Below are 15,995 nucleotides of genomic sequence, written 5' to 3' on the forward strand. Positions count from 1 at the left end.
TGCTCCCGGCGCCGCTTGGCTGATTTTACATCATATTGAAGTTATATCCTGATAAAAATGATACCCTGATTGAGCTTATTGTCCATTACATTAAACCCAGCGGCGGCTGTCACGGCCCTAATGGCGTGACCACCACGCCCGGTCCGCCGGATGAACCGGTGACAGCCTGGCCCAAACCCGGTGCCTGGTTAGATACCCCGCCGTTCTGTGAAGGCTGTGGTGCCTGTCCTCCCTGGCTGCCGTCCGGCGCCTGGGTCTGTACATTTCCTGTCTGGCTGTCTCCGGTCTCATTTCCCGCTTCCTGCACAACCTGGCTGAGCACTCCGCTTCCGTCAGCAGTATAGGCCACGCCGCCTATATCCACGGTGGTGCCTGCCGCCATCCGGCCTGTGGATGGGTCCATATAGTAGTGGAGTCCGCCCACGTCGATCACGCCTTTGGCCATACGTCCTGAGCCCTCAAAATAATACCAGGCCCCATCCATCTCACGCCAACCTGTGGCCATGGCGCCGGACCCCTTCAGGTAATAGCGCTCACCGCCGTCATCCAGCCAGCCTGTCTGCATCACGCCATCCTGGCTGCTGTAATACCAGGTTCCATTGTCATTGATCCAGCCCCTGGAAAGAGCTCCTGAGCTGTCCAGATAGTACCACTTCCCGTTCTGGCTGGTCCAGCCTTTTGCCATGGCCCCATTTCCCTCCAGGAAGTATCTGCGCCCGCCGTCGTCCAGCCAGCCTGTCTGCATCACGCCTTCCTGGTTGCTGTAATACCAGGTTCCGTTGTCATTAATCCAGCCCTTGGAAAGGGCGCCTGAGCTGCCGAAGTAATACCATTTCCCGCTGTCGGATTTCCAGCCGGTTATCATCTTACCGGTAGTGTCATCCAGATAGTAGGACTTGCCGGACTGGTTAAGCCAGCCCTTGGACACCAAACCGTCCCCGTTCATATAGTACCATGTGCCGTCATCCTGAATCCAGTTGTTCTTCTGCTTTGCATAGTTCTGGTAATAGTAGGTCTGGCCATTGATGGTTCTCCACGTATTCGCCGGAATCACAGAGGTGAAATCCTTGAACTGGAAATCAATATCTACATTGCCGCTTATACCGTTTACAGCGCCGGTGCTGGTTGCCTGCCACATAACGGGATTCTGATAGGCCGGTTTGGCGGAATAGCGCGCCACCCATACAGGGTAATTCATCTTGCTCATATCCAGCTTATTGGCAAGCCAGTTGTCATTGGCATAGATAACCGGATAATAGCCTGCCTCTGAAATCCGCCCGCAGAACGCGTTGGCGATGGCTGCCAGCTCATCCTTGGAAAGGGTTCCCTGGGTGGAATCCTCCATGTCAAAGGCCACCGGATAGGAGACCGGATAATCGTGAATCAGGTTGAGAACAAAATTCGCCTCCTCCACTGCCATCTCAGGCGTCATGGCCAGGGAATAGATGTATACACCCACCTTGACTCCTGCCGCGCTGGCCTGCTGGATATTCCTGTGGAAATAAGGGTCTACTGCGCCCTTTGAACGGGTGCCCAGCATGACGAAGGACACGTCGTCCGCAGCTACCTGGCTCCAGTTAATATCCCCCTGCCACCTGGACACGTCAATTCCCCGGAACAGCACATTATTGATAGCTGAGCCGTCCGGCATCTGGTATACGCCGTTTACCTTCTTCCACGCATTGGGATTTGCAGTGGAAGCAGACTGTCCTGAGGTGCTTCCTGTTCCGGAAGCAGTCCCTGTGCTGCCAGCGGAGCTCTGCCCCGGTCCTACAGGAGATATGACCGTGGCGGACTGGGTCTCCCCCGGTCCCACGGCCAGGGATGTACCGGCAGGCACAATTGTCCCTGCTCCAATGAGTCCTGCCAGGGCAAGTGCGTGGCAGCGCCTCATGATCTGCGTCGTATTTTTCATAGTATTCTCCTCATACCTTTGTATTTTTCAAAAAAGAGGGGATGTCCAGCCATCCGCTGTCACATCCCCCCTTATTAAACCGCTGTCAATCAACCTGGTCCGTCTGTCCGTCCTGGTTCAAGCGCAGTTGATGAGCCGGATGGGCTGTTATTGGAATTGCCGCTGGTCGGGCCGTTTGAACTGTTTCCGGAGCCGCCCGGTGTGCCGCTGCTGATACCGGAGCCGGAAGAACCGGACACTCCAGGTCCGCCGCTGCCGCCGGAACTGCCGGAATTATTGTTCACAGTTCCCGGTGTCTGGGCCGATACGCCGTTGGCATTCTGGCATACGCCGCTGCCGTCAAAGTTATACTGTACACCGTTGATGGTAGCTGTGGTACCTGCAATCATCTTGCCCTCGTTGGCAGGGTTCAGATAATAATACTTGCCGTCCAGCTGAATCCATCCCGTCATCATATGTCCGTTGCTGTTGAAGTAATGCCAGGAATTATCAATCTGCTTCCAGCCCGTGGACATCTTGCCGTTGCTTGTATCCATATAATATTTGTTGCCTTCGCTGTCGCTCAGCCAGCCGATCAGCATCCGGCCGTCCGTATTCAGGTAGAAATAATCATTATCCACTTTAGCCCAGCCCGTCATCATCTTGCCGTCCGTGCCAAAGAGATACCAGTTGTCCTTAATCTGTGCCCAGGAATTAACCACGCACTTTCCGTTGCTCTGGAAATAATACCAGGCCCCGTCCATCTCACGCCAGCCGGTTGCCATGGTACCGTTGCCCCGCATGAAGTAGTAGTCATTGCCAATCTTCAGCCAGCCTGTAACCATGCTGCCGTCGTTCAGCATATAATACCACTTGCCGTCCTCAGGATTAATCCAGCCCATGGCCATAAGACCATTCGGCCTGAAGAAATACCACTTGCCGTCAATCTGCTTAAAACCCGTGGACATATGTCCCGTGGATAAGTCCATGTAATACCAGCCCTCGCTGGTCTGAAGCCATCCTGTATGTGTCTGTCCGTTATAGATATAAGTCCAACTATCATTGGATTTACTCCATCCGTCCGCCGCATAGCTGGTAAATACAGACCCCAATGACATGGCCCCAATCATACCGGCTGCCGCCATTGCCGCCCAGTACTTTTTATATCCCATTTGTCATCCTCCTCGCCTGGTATATCTGGCCGGGGCATACGAATCCCCAACCGTTTACATATCTCCGATTATAGCACAAACCCATATTCATTTGGTAACAAATTTATTACAATTTCCGTAATTTCCTATAATATTTTTTTGCATACCGGTACATGATGATGGTGTATTCTCCGAACTCATCTCCCAGAATACTTTTATATACAGCCCACAGGCACCACAGGAATCCGCCCAGGGCAGCATTGGCATAGAGCGCAAACAGTTCATCTTCCGAGGGCTCCCGCCTGAGATAAAGCCTGAAAAGCCGCTCCATGTCCTCTTCCTTGTAATAGGAATAAATAGCGCACATGGACACATCCATCACCGGATCGCACATGCCGGCATACTCCCAATCCAGAAGTTTTACACTGCCGTCCTCAAAAAAGAGAAAGTTATCCACATTTGCATCAATATGACACAGGCATTTTGGGCGTTCCATTGAGTCAAGGGTATCCATAAGCCAGTCCATCCACCCCTTTACTTCCTCGTAATCCTCAAACAAAAGGGCGCCGTGGCTCCTGCACAGCTTTTCGTAAAAGCTGATCCTCTCCCGGATATCAAAGGAATGGGCCACCGTGATGCCTGACTGGTGAAGGCGGCGCACCATGGACATGCATTTCTCCATATCGGCCCAATCTGCGGAATCCGCATTTCTGGTACCTTCATAGTAATCTGCTATCTTATACCCGGTCTTTTCATTCATGTACAGCACATGCTCGGTGATTTCCAGTGAGGCAACGGCATCGTAGACTGTTTTTTCCTGTTCCCTGTTAATCAGAAGTTCTGTTCCCGGACCCGGTATGCGGCAGATGCAGTGGCGGTCCTCCACCTTAAACAGAAAGGACTTGTTGGTCATGCCTGCTTTCAGGCAGCGGATATCCTTAATGCTGGATTCCGGTACCTTGAATACCTCTGCGACCAGCTTCATGGCCGCATTGTCAGAATGATTCTGATAGCGGGGGTCAAACAGACGCAGCTCCTCCAGGTTCTCAAATTCATATACCTGATCATCCGGCTGACGGTTCACATCCATCTCTATTTCATCCCACCGGGAGGCCGCCAGGCCGCCAGCTTCCTGGGCTGCTTCCAGCAGTCCGCCGCCTTCCTCCTCAAGCCGCCGTCTGGCCTCTCCCTCCAACATGTCCACATAGACCTGTTCCCAGTAAAACTGCTCTGTCCCCGGCGTCTTATAGTAAGCTTCCAGCACCGGAAGGAACTGCCGGGAAAATTCCCGGGAAAAATAAGCCGGACCATACATGACCCACTGGTCCCGTCCGCCTACTTTTACGCCGGTGATCCTCCCCTTTTTATTAAAATAAAGGCACCATTCCCTGGTCTCTCCCCTCTGAAAGGCAGAGCTGTACCAGGCCCCGCATTCATAGGCATGATACATATTCTCCCGCATCCAGTTATCCGATGACAGGACGTACATATTGCGCCCCTCCAGCACCTTCCTGGCCCGGTAAATGGTGGTCAGGGTGTTTTTACTGGTATACTCAGGATTGTACAGAAGCTCCACGCCGTATTTATCAATAAGGTATTCAAACTTCTCCTTCAGATATCCCACTGCTATGGTTATGTTCCTTATGCCCACTTCGTGAAGCTGCTTAATCTGACGTTCAATCATGCGCTCTCCAAAGACCTCCAGAAGCCCCTTGGGCGTCTCAAAGGTCAGGGGGACAAAACGTGAACCGAAGCCCGCTGCAATAATAAGGGCACCGTCCACCTTATATTGGTCTAACAGCTTCCGGCCATCCGGCATAAGCCTCCATCGGGCCTTGCCCTTTTGGCTGCTTTCCTCTCCTATATATCCCTTTGCCAGACATTCCTTAATCAAACCATTGGCCGTGCCCAGGGAGACATCCAGCTTTCCGGCCAGCTCTCTCTGGGTAATATCCGGCTGCTCCAGTACTGCCCTGCATACAAGTCCATGTCTGTCCATTGTGTAATCCTCGCTTCCCTGCCTGTTTTATGTTCAAATCTATCGCTTTTCAAAAATATATGAACATTATATCATACCCGTTAAAAAAAGCAAGTATAAAAAGCAGCATCACAGCGTTCAAAATATGGAAGAAAATATTCCAATTTTGAAATCATAACTCTAAAAAGCCAGGCTCGGAACGATTTTCCGGAACCTGGCTTTCCTATCCATAAACTTACACTTCAAATATCAAATCCCCATAACTGGGCATTGGCCACAGTTCCTTATCCACAATCATCTCCAGCTGGTCCACAGGTGCTCTGAGTGCTTCCATGGCCGGCACCACCTGGCTGTGGTAGACGAGTGCCTGAACCTTACCACCCTCAGCGGCGGCAGCCTTTTCTGTCACCTCCAAAAGGCGGGCAAGGGCTGTCTTTATCTCTGCCAGCAGCTTTGAGGTCTCTATCAGCAGCTCTGTCTGGGTGCTTACATCGGCTTCCTGGCATACGCCCTTCACGGCTGCGATGGAGGAAGCCAGCTGTGTGGTATACTTGATAACTGCCGGTATAATAGACTTGCTGGCCATGTCATACATGGTCCTGGCCTCAATGTTAATGGCTTTGGAATAGTTCTCATATTCCACCTCAGACCTGGATTCCAGCTCAGCTCTTGTGAATACCCCGAACGCCTCAAACAGCTTCACCGCCTTATCCGTTGTCAGGGCCGGGATGGCATCCACCATGGAGCGGATGTTTGGAAGTCCTCTCCTCTCAGCCTCAGCCACCCACTCGTCTGAATAGCCATTTCCGTTAAAAATAATTCTCTTATGGGCAGCCAGGGTCTCCTTGATGAAATCATGTACAGCCATATCAAAGTCCTCTGCCTTTTCCAGCATGTCTGCTGCTTCCTTAAAGGCCTCTGCCACAATGGTGTTCAGCACAGTATTGGGGGAGGCGATGGAATCCGAGGACCCCACCATGCGGAACTCAAATTTATTGCCCGTAAAGGCAAAGGGTGATGTACGGTTCCTGTCCGTGGCATCCTTATCCAGGTCCGGAAGAATGTCTACGCCGGTCTTTAAGGTACCGCCCTGTTTGGAGTGGGTGGCTTCGCCGGTGCTGCACAGCTGGTCGATTACATCCTCCAGCTGCTCTCCCAGGAAGATGGATATGATGGCGGGCGGCGCCTCGTTGGCTCCCAGTCTGTGGTCATTTCCCACATCGGAGGCGGATTCCCTGAGAAGGTCTGCATGGATATCCACGGCCTTGATGATACATGCCAGTACCAGAAGGAACTGGATGTTTTCGTGGGGCGTGTCGCCGGGGTTCAGGAGATTGGTGCCGTCATCCCCGGTCAGTGACCAGTTGTCGTGCTTACCGGAACCATTGACGCCTGCAAAGGGCTTCTCATGGAGAAGGCAGGCCATGCCGTGGCGTCCGGCCACCTTCTTAAGGGTCTCCATCACAATCTGGTTGTGGTCAACGGCCTGGTTCACACCCTCGTAGATGGGAGCAAGCTCATGCTGGGCAGGAGCCACCTCATTGTGCTGTGTCTTGGCAGGCACGCCTAATTTCCACAGCTCTTTATTTACATCATTCATGTAAGAACCGATTCTCTCACGGATGGCGCCGAAGTAATGGTCCTCCAGCTCCTGGCCCTTGGGAGGCATTGCGCCGAATAAGGTGCGTCCGGTGTAAATCAGGTCCTTGCGCTGCAGATATTTTTCTCTGTCTACCAGAAAATATTCCTGCTCCGCGCCCACGGACGGTGCGACCCGCTTGGCTGTGGTGTTGCCGAATAAGCGCAGTATCCTTAATGCCTGCTCATTGACAGCCTGCATGGAACGCAGCAGCGGGGTCTTTTTGTCCAGCGCCTCTCCCTTATAGGAACAAAAGGAAGTGGGGATGCACAGTGTCACGCCGATGGCGTCTTCCCGCAAAAAGGCCGGTGAGGTACAGTCCCAAACCGTATATCCCCTGGCTTCAAAGGTAGCGCGAAGGCCGCCGGATGGAAATGAGGATGCGTCCGGCTCGCCCTTGATCAGCTCCTTGCCGGAGAATTCCATGATTACCTTACCGTCGGAGGGAGCAGAGATAAAGGAATCATGCTTCTCTGCAGTCACGCCTGTCAGCGGCTGGAACCAGTGGGTATAGTGGGTGGCTCCCCTCTCAATTGCCCAGTCCTTCATGGCATGGGCAACCACATCCGCAATACTGGGGTCCAGCTCTGCCCCGTCTTCAATGGTTTTCTTCAGCTTCTTGTACACACTCTTTGGCAGACGGTCCCTCATCACCGCGTCATTGAATACATTTTTACCGAACATCTCCGATACATTCAATACATCGCTCATAGAATTATCCATCCTCTCTTTTTATCTTCCTTTTCCAAAATCGTTTCCCAAATCCTCAGGTCACAGTTCTCCCGGGTCATACATCTCTTCTCACGTAATTATATTAAGTCCGCGCGGATATATAATAAAAAGGTGTTCCCCCTCTGAGAGAGAACACCTTTGTTCTTTATTAAAATAAACCATTTCCACTGAAATTGCAAGTGGTTTTTAAATAAATATGCATTTTTATTCTAATAAGGATTATGAAGCTGCATTAATAACTGGCATCTGTTATAGTGATGTAGGTTATAAATCAGCCGGTACATCATATATTAGGCCTTGCCAACGGAACCGAACAGCTCCATCTTTTCCTTAACAGTTGCCCGGATAGCATCAGCGCCCGGAGCCAGAAGCTTTCTTGGGTCAAAGCCCTTGCCCTTCAGGTCCTTGCCTGCCTCGATGTATTCCCTGGTGGCTGCTGCGAAGGACAGCTGGCACTCTGTGTTTACATTGATTTTTGCAACGCCCAGGCTGATAGCCTTTTTAATCATATCCTCAGGGATACCTGTACCGCCGTGAAGAACCAGAGGCATGTCGCCTACGGCTGCCTTTACCTGCTCCAGTACATCGAAGCGCAGGCCCGGCCAGTTCTCAGGATATTTTCCGTGGATATTGCCGATACCGGCTGCCAGGAAGTCAATTCCCAGATCAGCGATGGCCTTGCACTCCTGAGGATCAGCGCACTCGCCTAAGCCTACCACGCCGTCTTCCTCACCGCCAATGGAGCCAACCTCTGCCTCCAGGGACAGACCCATGGCATGTGCTACCTTAACCAGCTCCTTTGTCTTCTCGATGTTCTCTTCGATTGGATAGTGGGAACCATCAAACATGATGGAGGAAAATCCTGCTTTGATACATTTATAGCAGCCATCGTAAGTACCATGGTCCAGATGCAGGGCAACCGGAACCGTGATGTTCAGTTCTTCCATCATGGCCTCAACCATGGCAGCAACTGTCTTAAATCCTGTCATATACTTTCCTGCGCCCTCGGATACGCCCAGGATAACCGGAGATTTCAGTTCTTCTGCTGTCAGCAGTACGGACTTGGTCCACTCCAGGTTGTTGATGTTAAACTGGCCAACTGCGTACTTGCCTTCCCTTGCTTTTTCAAGCATGTCTTTTGCTGAAACTAACATATTATACCTCCTTATAACTTTGTTATTTTATTAACTATCTCACCCATTATATCGCATACGCGAACAAAAAGGAAGATGTTTTTCATTAAATCAGCTGATGCCCAGGATGTCCTTTACCTCGTTCTTCATATCATCCACGCCGCATTCCCTGTTATGGCGGACGGCTGCATGGCGGATTTCCTCCACAGCCTGGGGAACAGCGACGCCGGACAGGGCGCTTAACGCATCCACAATTTCAAATTCATCCTTGCCCTCCAGTCCTTCTCTGCCTGCAATGGCTTCCATGACACTGTGGGAGAATTTATACGGACTGGCAGTGGACGCTATGACTGTCTTTGTGTCATCCCCGCTTTCCTTCCTGTAATTTCCATATACAGAAGCCGCAACGCCTGTATGGGTGTCAATGAGATAGCCCGTATCATCAAACAGTTTTTTGATGGTGGCAGCGTTCTGTTCCTGGGTGGCAAAACCTCCCACAAAATCAGACATGAAGGCGCGCATTTCAGGCGTAACCTCATATCTTCCTTCCTGGGAAAGCCCCCGCATCAGGTTTCCGCTTGCAAGGGCGTCACATCCTGTACTCATGTAGATGAGGCGCTCCAGATTGCTGGATATAAGGATATCCATGGACGGTGAATTGGTGAGGATAAACTCTCTTTTCCTGTCATAAATTCCTGTGGTAAAAAAGTCATACAAGACTTTATTGTCATTGGAGGCGCATACCAGAGTCTTTACAGGAAGTCCCATACGCTTGGCAAAATAGGCTGCCAGGATGTTGCCGAAATTACCTGTGGGCACCACCACATTGATATTCTCGCCCTTCTCTATCTCTCCTGCTTCTAACAGTTTGGCATAAGCATATACATAGTATACAATCTGAGGAACCAGACGGCCAATGTTAATGGAATTTGCCGAGGAAAACTGGAACCCCTTTCCCATAAGCTCTGCTTCCAGGTCCTTGTCCCCGAACATTTTCTTCACGCCGGTCTGAGCGTCATCAAAATTGCCGTGGATTGCCACCACAGAGGTGTTGTCCCCTTTCTGGGTGCGCATCTGAAGCTCCTGGACCTTGCTGACTCCGTCCTTGGGATAGAATACAATGATCCGTGTGCCGGGCACATCTGCAAATCCGGCCATGGCCGCCTTGCCCGTATCCCCGGATGTGGCCGTGAGAATGACGATTTCCCGGTCCACATGGTTCTTCCTGGCCGCTGTCGTCATAAGGTGCGGCAGGATGGACAGAGCCATGTCCTTGAATGCTATGGTGCTTCCATGGTACAGTTCAAGATAATATGCCCCGTCAGCCTTTGCCAGAGGCGCTATCTCCTCTGTATCAAACTTGCTGTCATAGGCCCTGGCGATACAGTCCTTAAGTTCCTTTTCCGTATAATCTGTCAGGAACAGCTTCATGACCTCATACGCTGTTTCCTGGTATGTCATGGACGCCAGCTTTTCAAGGGGCACATCCAGCTGCGGAATACAGGACGGCATGAACAGGCCGCCGTCCTTTGCAAGGCCCTGTAAGATGGCCATGGAAGCTGTCACTTCCTTTTCACCGCCTCTTGTACTCTGATAGGTTAATCCCATACTCTTTTTCCTCGCTTTTGAAATTCTCAATTAGTAATGTTACCAAAATATTAACATATTTCCCGGACAGACGCAACTGCAAACACGGATACCTTCCTTTTCCGCCCTTTATCTGGTATACTGATACAGCCTGTCCCCATACCGGCCGGGCCTCATCAGCCGCGGTATCCGTACAGGCCCAATAAGCCCGGGAGGAACATTATCATGACCTATGAACACATAGTTGCCGGAACCTTTGTAAGCCGGCCCAACCGCTTTATCGCCCATGTAAAGACAGGGAACAGAACAGTGGTATGCCATGTAAAAAACACCGGCCGGTGCCGGGAGCTTCTGATTCCCGGAGCCGCGGTTATACTGGAATTCCATCCGGACGCAGCCGTTTCCGGAAGAAAGACCGAGTATGACCTGATTGGCGTATATAAAAATGATCTGTTCATCAATATGGACTCCCAGGCCCCCAACAAGGCTGCATGGGAGTGGCTGACCTCACTGGACGGCAGCATGGACAGCTGCGGCTGTGCGGAAAAAGCCGGCTCCCCCTTTTCCCATCTTGGACCTTATGTACCCTGTGACATACGGCGGGAGGTCACCCACGGCGACTCACGGTTTGACCTGGCATTCTCCCTGAGAGACCGGGATACAAAGGCAGTGTCCCCGGCCTTTATGGAAGTCAAAGGCGTAACCCTGGAGGAAAACGGTGTGGCCATGTTTCCTGACGCGCCCACGGAACGGGGCATCAAACACTTAAAGGGCCTTATAAGGGCCCATGAGGAAGGTTATGAGGCTTATGTCCTGTTTGTCATCCAGATGAAGGGCATCCGTGGCTTTACCCCCAATGACATGACCCATCCGGCCTTTGGGGACGCGCTCAGGCAGGCCCGTGAAGCCGGCGTCCATGTGCTGGCATATGACTGTCTCGTAACACCCGATACCATGATTGTGGATTCACCGGTAAAGGTCATTCTGGATTAGAACATGCCGCAATATACCCTTTTAACGCTCCGGGCCAGGGCCTCCCTTTGGGAAGCCCTGGCCGTTTCAGCATTCATGTTGAATAATATAATCCCCAAACTTCAGGTATTTTAAGAGCGGCAGTTATTTTAAGAGCGGCAGTTTTTAAGAGCGGCAGTTGCCGCAGTTGCCGCAATTGTTCCAACTACCGCAATTATTGCAGTTATTGCAGGAGCAGCGGCAGTTTGAAGCCGCAGCGGTCCGGTCTGCTGCCTGGGCAGCCGTCCTTGCCTCAGCCGACTGATTACATCTGTTATTGGCATAGAACCCTGCCATATAGCCCTGCCAGTATAAATCGCAGGTCCGGCCTGTTCCGCCGCATGACCCGGCAGTGCCTGCTGCGGCTGCGGCCGCAGTACTTCCGCAGTTTCCGCCTGCAGCGGCCGTTCTGGCAAACGCTGCATCCCCTGCATAATAAGCTCCCTCATAAGTTCCTGCATATTCATTCCAACCATTACAATTATTATAATTCATAGTGTTAATCTCCTTTCATCTAGGTTGTACTTTATTATACGGGGCTGGGCCAAAAGTGTGACAACCCTCCTTTTATTCCCACAGATACGTACTCTGCATATAATATCATAACAAACCTGAACGGTGATTCACTATGGTCTATCCGCTACATGAACTGAAACCGGGAGAACGGGCCGAAATCGTCTGGGTTATCAGCGAACCGCCTATGTCGCTGCGGCTGGAAGAGCTGGGTTTTACAGCCCCGGCACTGGTGACCTGTATTCTGAAGGGGAGGCGCGGCCGCATGTCCGCCTACCAGATACAGGACACGGTCATCGCCCTCAGGCCCCAAAATGCCAGGGAAGTGCTGGTGCGGCCTTTGCAGCCAGTTTAAACCTCCATGACTGCCTTAATACCGGTTGTCAAATACACGGGTAGACTTCTTCTCGCTTCTTGGAAGCTCGCCCAGCTCCACCAGCTTCACCACAGGAGTCAGGCCAATCCGCCCCTTAAACTGATTCTGGATTTCGATTTCCAGGGCGTATTTGTTAATGGATGGATTTGTCTCCACAAATAAGGTCAGCACATCCTTGCCCATCAGGTGGTCCACCATGACCTGGTATTCGCTGGAGGCACCTTCTATGGAGCTTAAAAGCTCCTCTATCTGGCTTGGGAATATGTTCACGCCCTTTACCTTGACCATATCGTCGGTACGCCCAATGAGGGTGCCGATTCTGGGATAAGGCGAACCGCAGGGACAGTCTCCCGGCACGATTCTGGACAGGTCGTGAGTGCGGTAGCGAATCAGGGGAGCACCTTCCTTTTTCAGGGTAGTGATGACAATTTCTCCCACCTCGCCGTCAGGCAGCACCTCACCTGTCTTGGGGTCCACAATCTCGATATATATGTAGTCATCCCAGTAGTGCATGGCTCCCTGTTTCTCGCAGTTAATGGCAATTCCCGGCCCGTACACCTCCGTAAGGCCGTAAATGTCGAACAGATCCACTCCCAGCTCAGCCGCTATCCTGTTCCTCATCTTCTCGCCCCAGCGCTCGGAACCGATAACACCCTTTTTCAGATGGATGCGCTCTCCAATGCCTCTCTTGGCAATCTCCTCCGCCAGCAAAAGAGCATAGGAGGACGTGGCGCACAGGACCGTGGACTTCATATCCATCATCATGCGCAGCTGCTTATCCGTGTTGCCGGGTCCCATGGGAACGGTCATCGCGCCCAGACGCTCCGCTCCCAGCTGGAAACCGATTCCGGCTGTCCACAGACCATATCCCGGCGTAATCTGGATACGGTCCAGGTTTGTGATGCCCGCCATCTCATAGCAGCGCGCAAACATCAGAGCCCAGTCATCCACATCCTTCTGGGTATAGGGAATGATGACCGGTGTTCCGGTGGTGCCTGAGGAAGAATGAATACGCACGATTTTCTCTTCCGGAGCAGCCATCAGGCCCAGAGGATAGGCTTCCCTCAAATCACCCTTCCAGGTAAAAGGGAGCTTCTCGAAATCCTCCTGGGACTGTATCTGATTCACATTGACGCCTTCCAGCTTATGCTTGTAAAAGCACTCCTTGGCTGTCAGTTTCTTGAGCTGTTCCTTAATGAGAAGGAACTGGGATTCTTTCATCTTCATCTGGTTAATCCTCCGTTTATCTTATCATGGCGCTGGCTGCCGCGCCCAGCTTCAGGGCCTTCATATTCATGTCCTTAAACTTTTCCGGCACTCTTTTTTCAATGGCTGCCTCCATCTCCTCCAGGGAAATTCCTATCAGTCCGCTGGCAATGGCTGCTCCCAGCAGGGCCACATTCATCACCTTCGGGGAACCGCACTCCATGCCAATGGACGCTGCATCCACCACCACCAGGTTCTCCCCGGCATGTTCCAGGTATTCCATCATCTCCCGGCCCGTGTAGGCACCTCCTGTCAGGGAAGCTGTCACCGGCCGTATGGGGGCCGGGGATACCACCACACAGCCGCCCTTTTTCAGGTAAGGCAGGCACCGGACAGCCTCTGCCGGTTCAAAGCCGATGATCACGTCTGCCCCGCCGTGGGGTATCAGCGGAGAATATATCTCCTCACCGATACGCACATGACTCACCACGCTTCCGCCCCTCTGGGCCATGCCGATGGTTTCAGCTCCCCTGGCCTCCATTCCCTTCTCCATGGCCGCCAGGGCTATGAGACGGGATGCCAGGACAGTGCCCTGACCGCCCACTCCGCACAGCAATACATTTTTTGTCATCTTATATACCTCGCTCTCCAAGCATCTTCCCTGTCCTGTCCGTCTGAAGCAGGACTATTTAACCGTTTCAATGGCGTCTACGGAACAGATCTGGCTGCACAGGCCGCATCCGGTGCACAGGCCGCTGTCTATGCGCACCATATCCCCGTCCAGCACCAATGCGGGACAGCCAATCTCATTGATGCAGGTCCGGCAGTTCACACATCTGTCCTCCGCAATCCTGCACGTCCGGAAGCTTTTTATGATAGCCGCACAGGGGGACTTGAAAATAATGGCTTTCACGCCCTTCATGGCGGACAGCTTAAGCACGGCGTCCACACACGCATTTAAATCCAGCGCGTCCACTGTAACGGTATTCTTTACGCCAATGCCCTCCAGCACCTTTGTAATGTCCACTTTCTCCACTACATTTCCCATCATGGTGCGGCCTGTACCCGGATGGGGCTGGTGGCCTGTCATGGCCGTGGTGGAGTTGTCCAGGATGCACAGGGTCAGGCTGGCCTCATTGTATACCGCATTGACAATACCTGTGAGACCGGAGGCAAAGAAGGTGGAATCTCCCACAAAGGAAAAATACCGTTTGTCCGGCTCCACCCGCTGCAGCCCCTGGGCCATGGTAATCCCGGCGCCCATGCACAGGCAGGTGTCCACCATATCCAGAGGCTTTGCATTGCCCAGAGTATAGCAGCCGATATCGCCGCAGTAAACTCCCTCTATGGGCGCCGCGCCCTCCCCCAGGCCTTCATTTAACTTCTCCATGGCTCTCTTTACCGCGTAGAAGGATGCCCGGTGGGGACATCCGGCACAGAGTACCGGCGGACGCACCGGCAGCGGCGGAACCGGCAGGGCTGCTTCCGGCTCCGCTGCACCGCCTTCCAGTCCTTCCAGATACCGGATATAGGCTTCTCCCAGATACTCTTCCAGAACCCTTCTGACAGACTCCACGGAGTTTTCACCGGCGGTCTGCACTTCCCCTGTAAGCTTGCCCTTTACTTCCAGAGGCAGATGGTGCCTGCCGCTAAGAAGCAGCAGCTCCTGTTCCAGAACCGGATCCAGTTCCTCCACAGCCATCACCTGGTCCAGTCCTTCTGCGAATTCCAGAAGCAGACGCTCAGGCATGGGATTGGGGGTGGATACCTTAAGCACCCTTGCTCCTCTGTATCCGTTCAGGGCTTCCATGACAAACTCATAGCTGATGCCATGAGTGATGATGCCCTTGACCGTGTTTCCCTCTTCCCTATGCAGCAGGTTGAACCTGTAGCTTGAAAAGTCCTCCCCTATAATGGGATTGCGCGCCTCAATCATCCTGTGGTTTGCATGGGACAGCCTGGGGAAAATGACCCATTTGCCGGAATCCTTGACAAAACCCTCTGGCGCCGGAAGCTTGACCCGTTCCTTAAGCTCCACGCTGGCGCATCCGTGGCATAGCCTTGTGGTAGGGCGGAACAACACAGGAGTATGATATTTCTCAGAATATTCAAAGGCATCCTTAATCATCTCGTATGCCTCTTCCGGAGAGCTGGGATCAAATACCGGCAGCTTGGAAAACTGGCCGAACCTGCGTGTATCCTGTTCTGTCTGGGAAGATATGGGCCCCGGATCGTCGGCCACCACTACCACCATGCCTCCCTTTACCCCCACATAAGCCAGGCTCATCAGAGGGTCTGAAGCCACATTCAGCCCTACCTGCTTCATGGTGACCATGGTCCTGGCTCCGGTGTATGCAGCCGCGGCCGCCACCTCCATACCTGCCTTTTCATTGACAGACCACTCTACATAGATATCTCCGGGATTATGCTTGGCCACCGTCTCCAGTACTTCCGTCGAGGGTGTACCCGGATAACCGGAAGCCACCTTAACTCCTGCCCGGACAGCGCCCAGGCCGATTGCCTCATTTCCCATTAAAAATGATTTGGACATTCCCCTTCTCCTTCCCAACCGTGTTTTGTTTGTCAGATATACGTTCAGACAGGCTTTAGCCCCTTCTGATCCCATACATTCTGTTATGTTTTGGTATCATTATACGCAAAAAGGCCTGTCCTTTCAAGAAAGGACAGGCCTGAATCCCAAAATGCCTGTGATGCCACCTTAACTTTTTAATACGCTCTCAAACATGCGCGGTACAACGGTACGGTACATGCTCT

The 15,995-nt window shown here is 52.4% G+C and carries 12 protein-coding genes; 2 read left to right on the top strand and 10 right to left on the bottom strand.

Features of this window, described 5'->3' with window-relative positions; translation table 11 throughout:
• Nucleotides 1-109 precede the first annotated feature (109 nt).
• The 6 genes from LI015_RS19345 to thrC form a co-directional block, all read right to left on the bottom strand.
• Nucleotides 110-1,915, bottom strand: a complete 1,806-nt coding sequence (locus tag LI015_RS19345; protein WP_117626783.1) for a GH25 family lysozyme — start codon at nucleotides 1,913-1,915, stop codon at nucleotides 110-112.
• Nucleotides 1,916-2,004: 89 nt separating this feature from the next.
• Nucleotides 2,005-3,066, bottom strand: a complete 1,062-nt coding sequence (locus LI015_RS19350; protein WP_002572821.1) for an N-acetylmuramoyl-L-alanine amidase family protein — start codon at nucleotides 3,064-3,066, stop codon at nucleotides 2,005-2,007.
• Between the two features lie 106 nt (nucleotides 3,067-3,172).
• Complete coding sequence (locus tag LI015_RS19355) at nucleotides 3,173-5,044, bottom strand: phosphotransferase (RefSeq protein WP_002572822.1); 1,872 nt, start codon at nucleotides 5,042-5,044, stop codon at nucleotides 3,173-3,175.
• A 214-nt stretch (nucleotides 5,045-5,258) separates the two neighbouring features.
• Complete coding sequence (locus LI015_RS19360) at nucleotides 5,259-7,373, bottom strand: glutamine synthetase III family protein (protein ID WP_002572823.1); 2,115 nt, start codon at nucleotides 7,371-7,373, stop codon at nucleotides 5,259-5,261.
• A 311-nt stretch (nucleotides 7,374-7,684) separates the two neighbouring features.
• Nucleotides 7,685-8,548, bottom strand: coding sequence for a class II fructose-1,6-bisphosphate aldolase (gene fba / locus LI015_RS19365; RefSeq protein ID WP_002566717.1), 864 nt, complete (start codon nucleotides 8,546-8,548; stop codon nucleotides 7,685-7,687).
• Nucleotides 8,549-8,638: 90 nt separating this feature from the next.
• Nucleotides 8,639-10,135 (bottom strand): threonine synthase, encoded by a 1,497-nt coding sequence (gene thrC / locus LI015_RS19370; protein WP_002566718.1) that lies wholly within the window; start codon nucleotides 10,133-10,135, stop codon nucleotides 8,639-8,641.
• Between the two features lie 204 nt (nucleotides 10,136-10,339).
• Here thrC and LI015_RS19375 point away from each other — a divergent pair, with 204 nt between their 5' ends.
• Nucleotides 10,340-11,107, top strand: coding sequence for a DNA/RNA nuclease SfsA (locus tag LI015_RS19375; protein WP_227126080.1), 768 nt, complete (start codon nucleotides 10,340-10,342; stop codon nucleotides 11,105-11,107).
• A 144-nt stretch (nucleotides 11,108-11,251) separates the two neighbouring features.
• Here LI015_RS19375 and LI015_RS19380 read toward each other — a convergent pair whose 3' ends face one another.
• Complete coding sequence (locus LI015_RS19380; protein WP_119204707.1) at nucleotides 11,252-11,620, bottom strand: hypothetical protein; 369 nt, start codon at nucleotides 11,618-11,620, stop codon at nucleotides 11,252-11,254.
• A 133-nt stretch (nucleotides 11,621-11,753) separates the two neighbouring features.
• Between LI015_RS19380 and LI015_RS19385 the strand changes: the two genes are divergently transcribed.
• Nucleotides 11,754-11,993 (top strand): FeoA family protein, encoded by a 240-nt coding sequence (locus tag LI015_RS19385; protein ID WP_007035675.1) that lies wholly within the window; start codon nucleotides 11,754-11,756, stop codon nucleotides 11,991-11,993.
• A 15-nt stretch (nucleotides 11,994-12,008) separates the two neighbouring features.
• Here LI015_RS19385 and LI015_RS19390 read toward each other — a convergent pair whose 3' ends face one another.
• The 3 genes from LI015_RS19390 to iorA are packed head-to-tail and all read right to left on the bottom strand — an operon-like array spanning nucleotide 12,009 to nucleotide 15,771.
• Nucleotides 12,009-13,241: a phenylacetate--CoA ligase family protein gene (locus LI015_RS19390; protein ID WP_002572825.1), complete on the bottom strand. Its 1,233-nt coding sequence runs from the start codon at nucleotides 13,239-13,241 to the stop codon at nucleotides 12,009-12,011.
• A 16-nt stretch (nucleotides 13,242-13,257) separates the two neighbouring features.
• Nucleotides 13,258-13,851, bottom strand: a complete 594-nt coding sequence (locus LI015_RS19395; RefSeq protein ID WP_002566722.1) for an indolepyruvate oxidoreductase subunit beta — start codon at nucleotides 13,849-13,851, stop codon at nucleotides 13,258-13,260.
• A gap of 54 nt (nucleotides 13,852-13,905) precedes the next feature.
• Nucleotides 13,906-15,771 carry an indolepyruvate ferredoxin oxidoreductase subunit alpha gene (gene iorA, locus LI015_RS19400; RefSeq protein WP_227126082.1) on the bottom strand — a complete coding sequence of 622 codons (1,866 nt, stop codon included), beginning with the start codon at nucleotides 15,769-15,771 and terminating at the stop codon, nucleotides 13,906-13,908.
• Nucleotides 15,772-15,995: the final 224 nt, after the last annotated feature.

The sequence above is a fragment of the Enterocloster sp. 210928-DFI.2.20 genome (assembly GCF_020554465.1).
Taxonomy (GTDB): domain Bacteria; phylum Bacillota; class Clostridia; order Lachnospirales; family Lachnospiraceae; genus Enterocloster; species Enterocloster bolteae.

What these genes read in the sequence shown, in the direction of transcription:
- LI015_RS19385 (WP_007035675.1), top strand. Translation starts at nt 11,754, where the DNA reads ATGGTCTATCCGCTACATGAACTGAAACCGGGAGAACGGGCCGAAATC.
- iorA (WP_227126082.1), bottom strand. Translation starts at nt 15,771, where the DNA reads ATGTCCAAATCATTTTTAATGGGAAATGAGGCAATCGGCCTGGGCGCT.
- LI015_RS19390 (WP_002572825.1), bottom strand. Translation starts at nt 13,241, where the DNA reads ATGAAGATGAAAGAATCCCAGTTCCTTCTCATTAAGGAACAGCTCAAG.
- LI015_RS19360 (WP_002572823.1), bottom strand. Translation starts at nt 7,373, where the DNA reads ATGAGCGATGTATTGAATGTATCGGAGATGTTCGGTAAAAATGTATTC.
- fba (WP_002566717.1), bottom strand. Translation starts at nt 8,548, where the DNA reads ATGTTAGTTTCAGCAAAAGACATGCTTGAAAAAGCAAGGGAAGGCAAG.
- LI015_RS19395 (WP_002566722.1), bottom strand. Translation starts at nt 13,851, where the DNA reads ATGACAAAAAATGTATTGCTGTGCGGAGTGGGCGGTCAGGGCACTGTC.
- LI015_RS19345 (WP_117626783.1), bottom strand. Translation starts at nt 1,915, where the DNA reads ATGAAAAATACGACGCAGATCATGAGGCGCTGCCACGCACTTGCCCTG.
- LI015_RS19375 (WP_227126080.1), top strand. Translation starts at nt 10,340, where the DNA reads ATGACCTATGAACACATAGTTGCCGGAACCTTTGTAAGCCGGCCCAAC.
- LI015_RS19350 (WP_002572821.1), bottom strand. Translation starts at nt 3,066, where the DNA reads ATGGGATATAAAAAGTACTGGGCGGCAATGGCGGCAGCCGGTATGATT.
- thrC (WP_002566718.1), bottom strand. Translation starts at nt 10,135, where the DNA reads ATGGGATTAACCTATCAGAGTACAAGAGGCGGTGAAAAGGAAGTGACA.
- LI015_RS19355 (WP_002572822.1), bottom strand. Translation starts at nt 5,044, where the DNA reads ATGGACAGACATGGACTTGTATGCAGGGCAGTACTGGAGCAGCCGGAT.
- LI015_RS19380 (WP_119204707.1), bottom strand. Translation starts at nt 11,620, where the DNA reads ATGAATTATAATAATTGTAATGGTTGGAATGAATATGCAGGAACTTAT.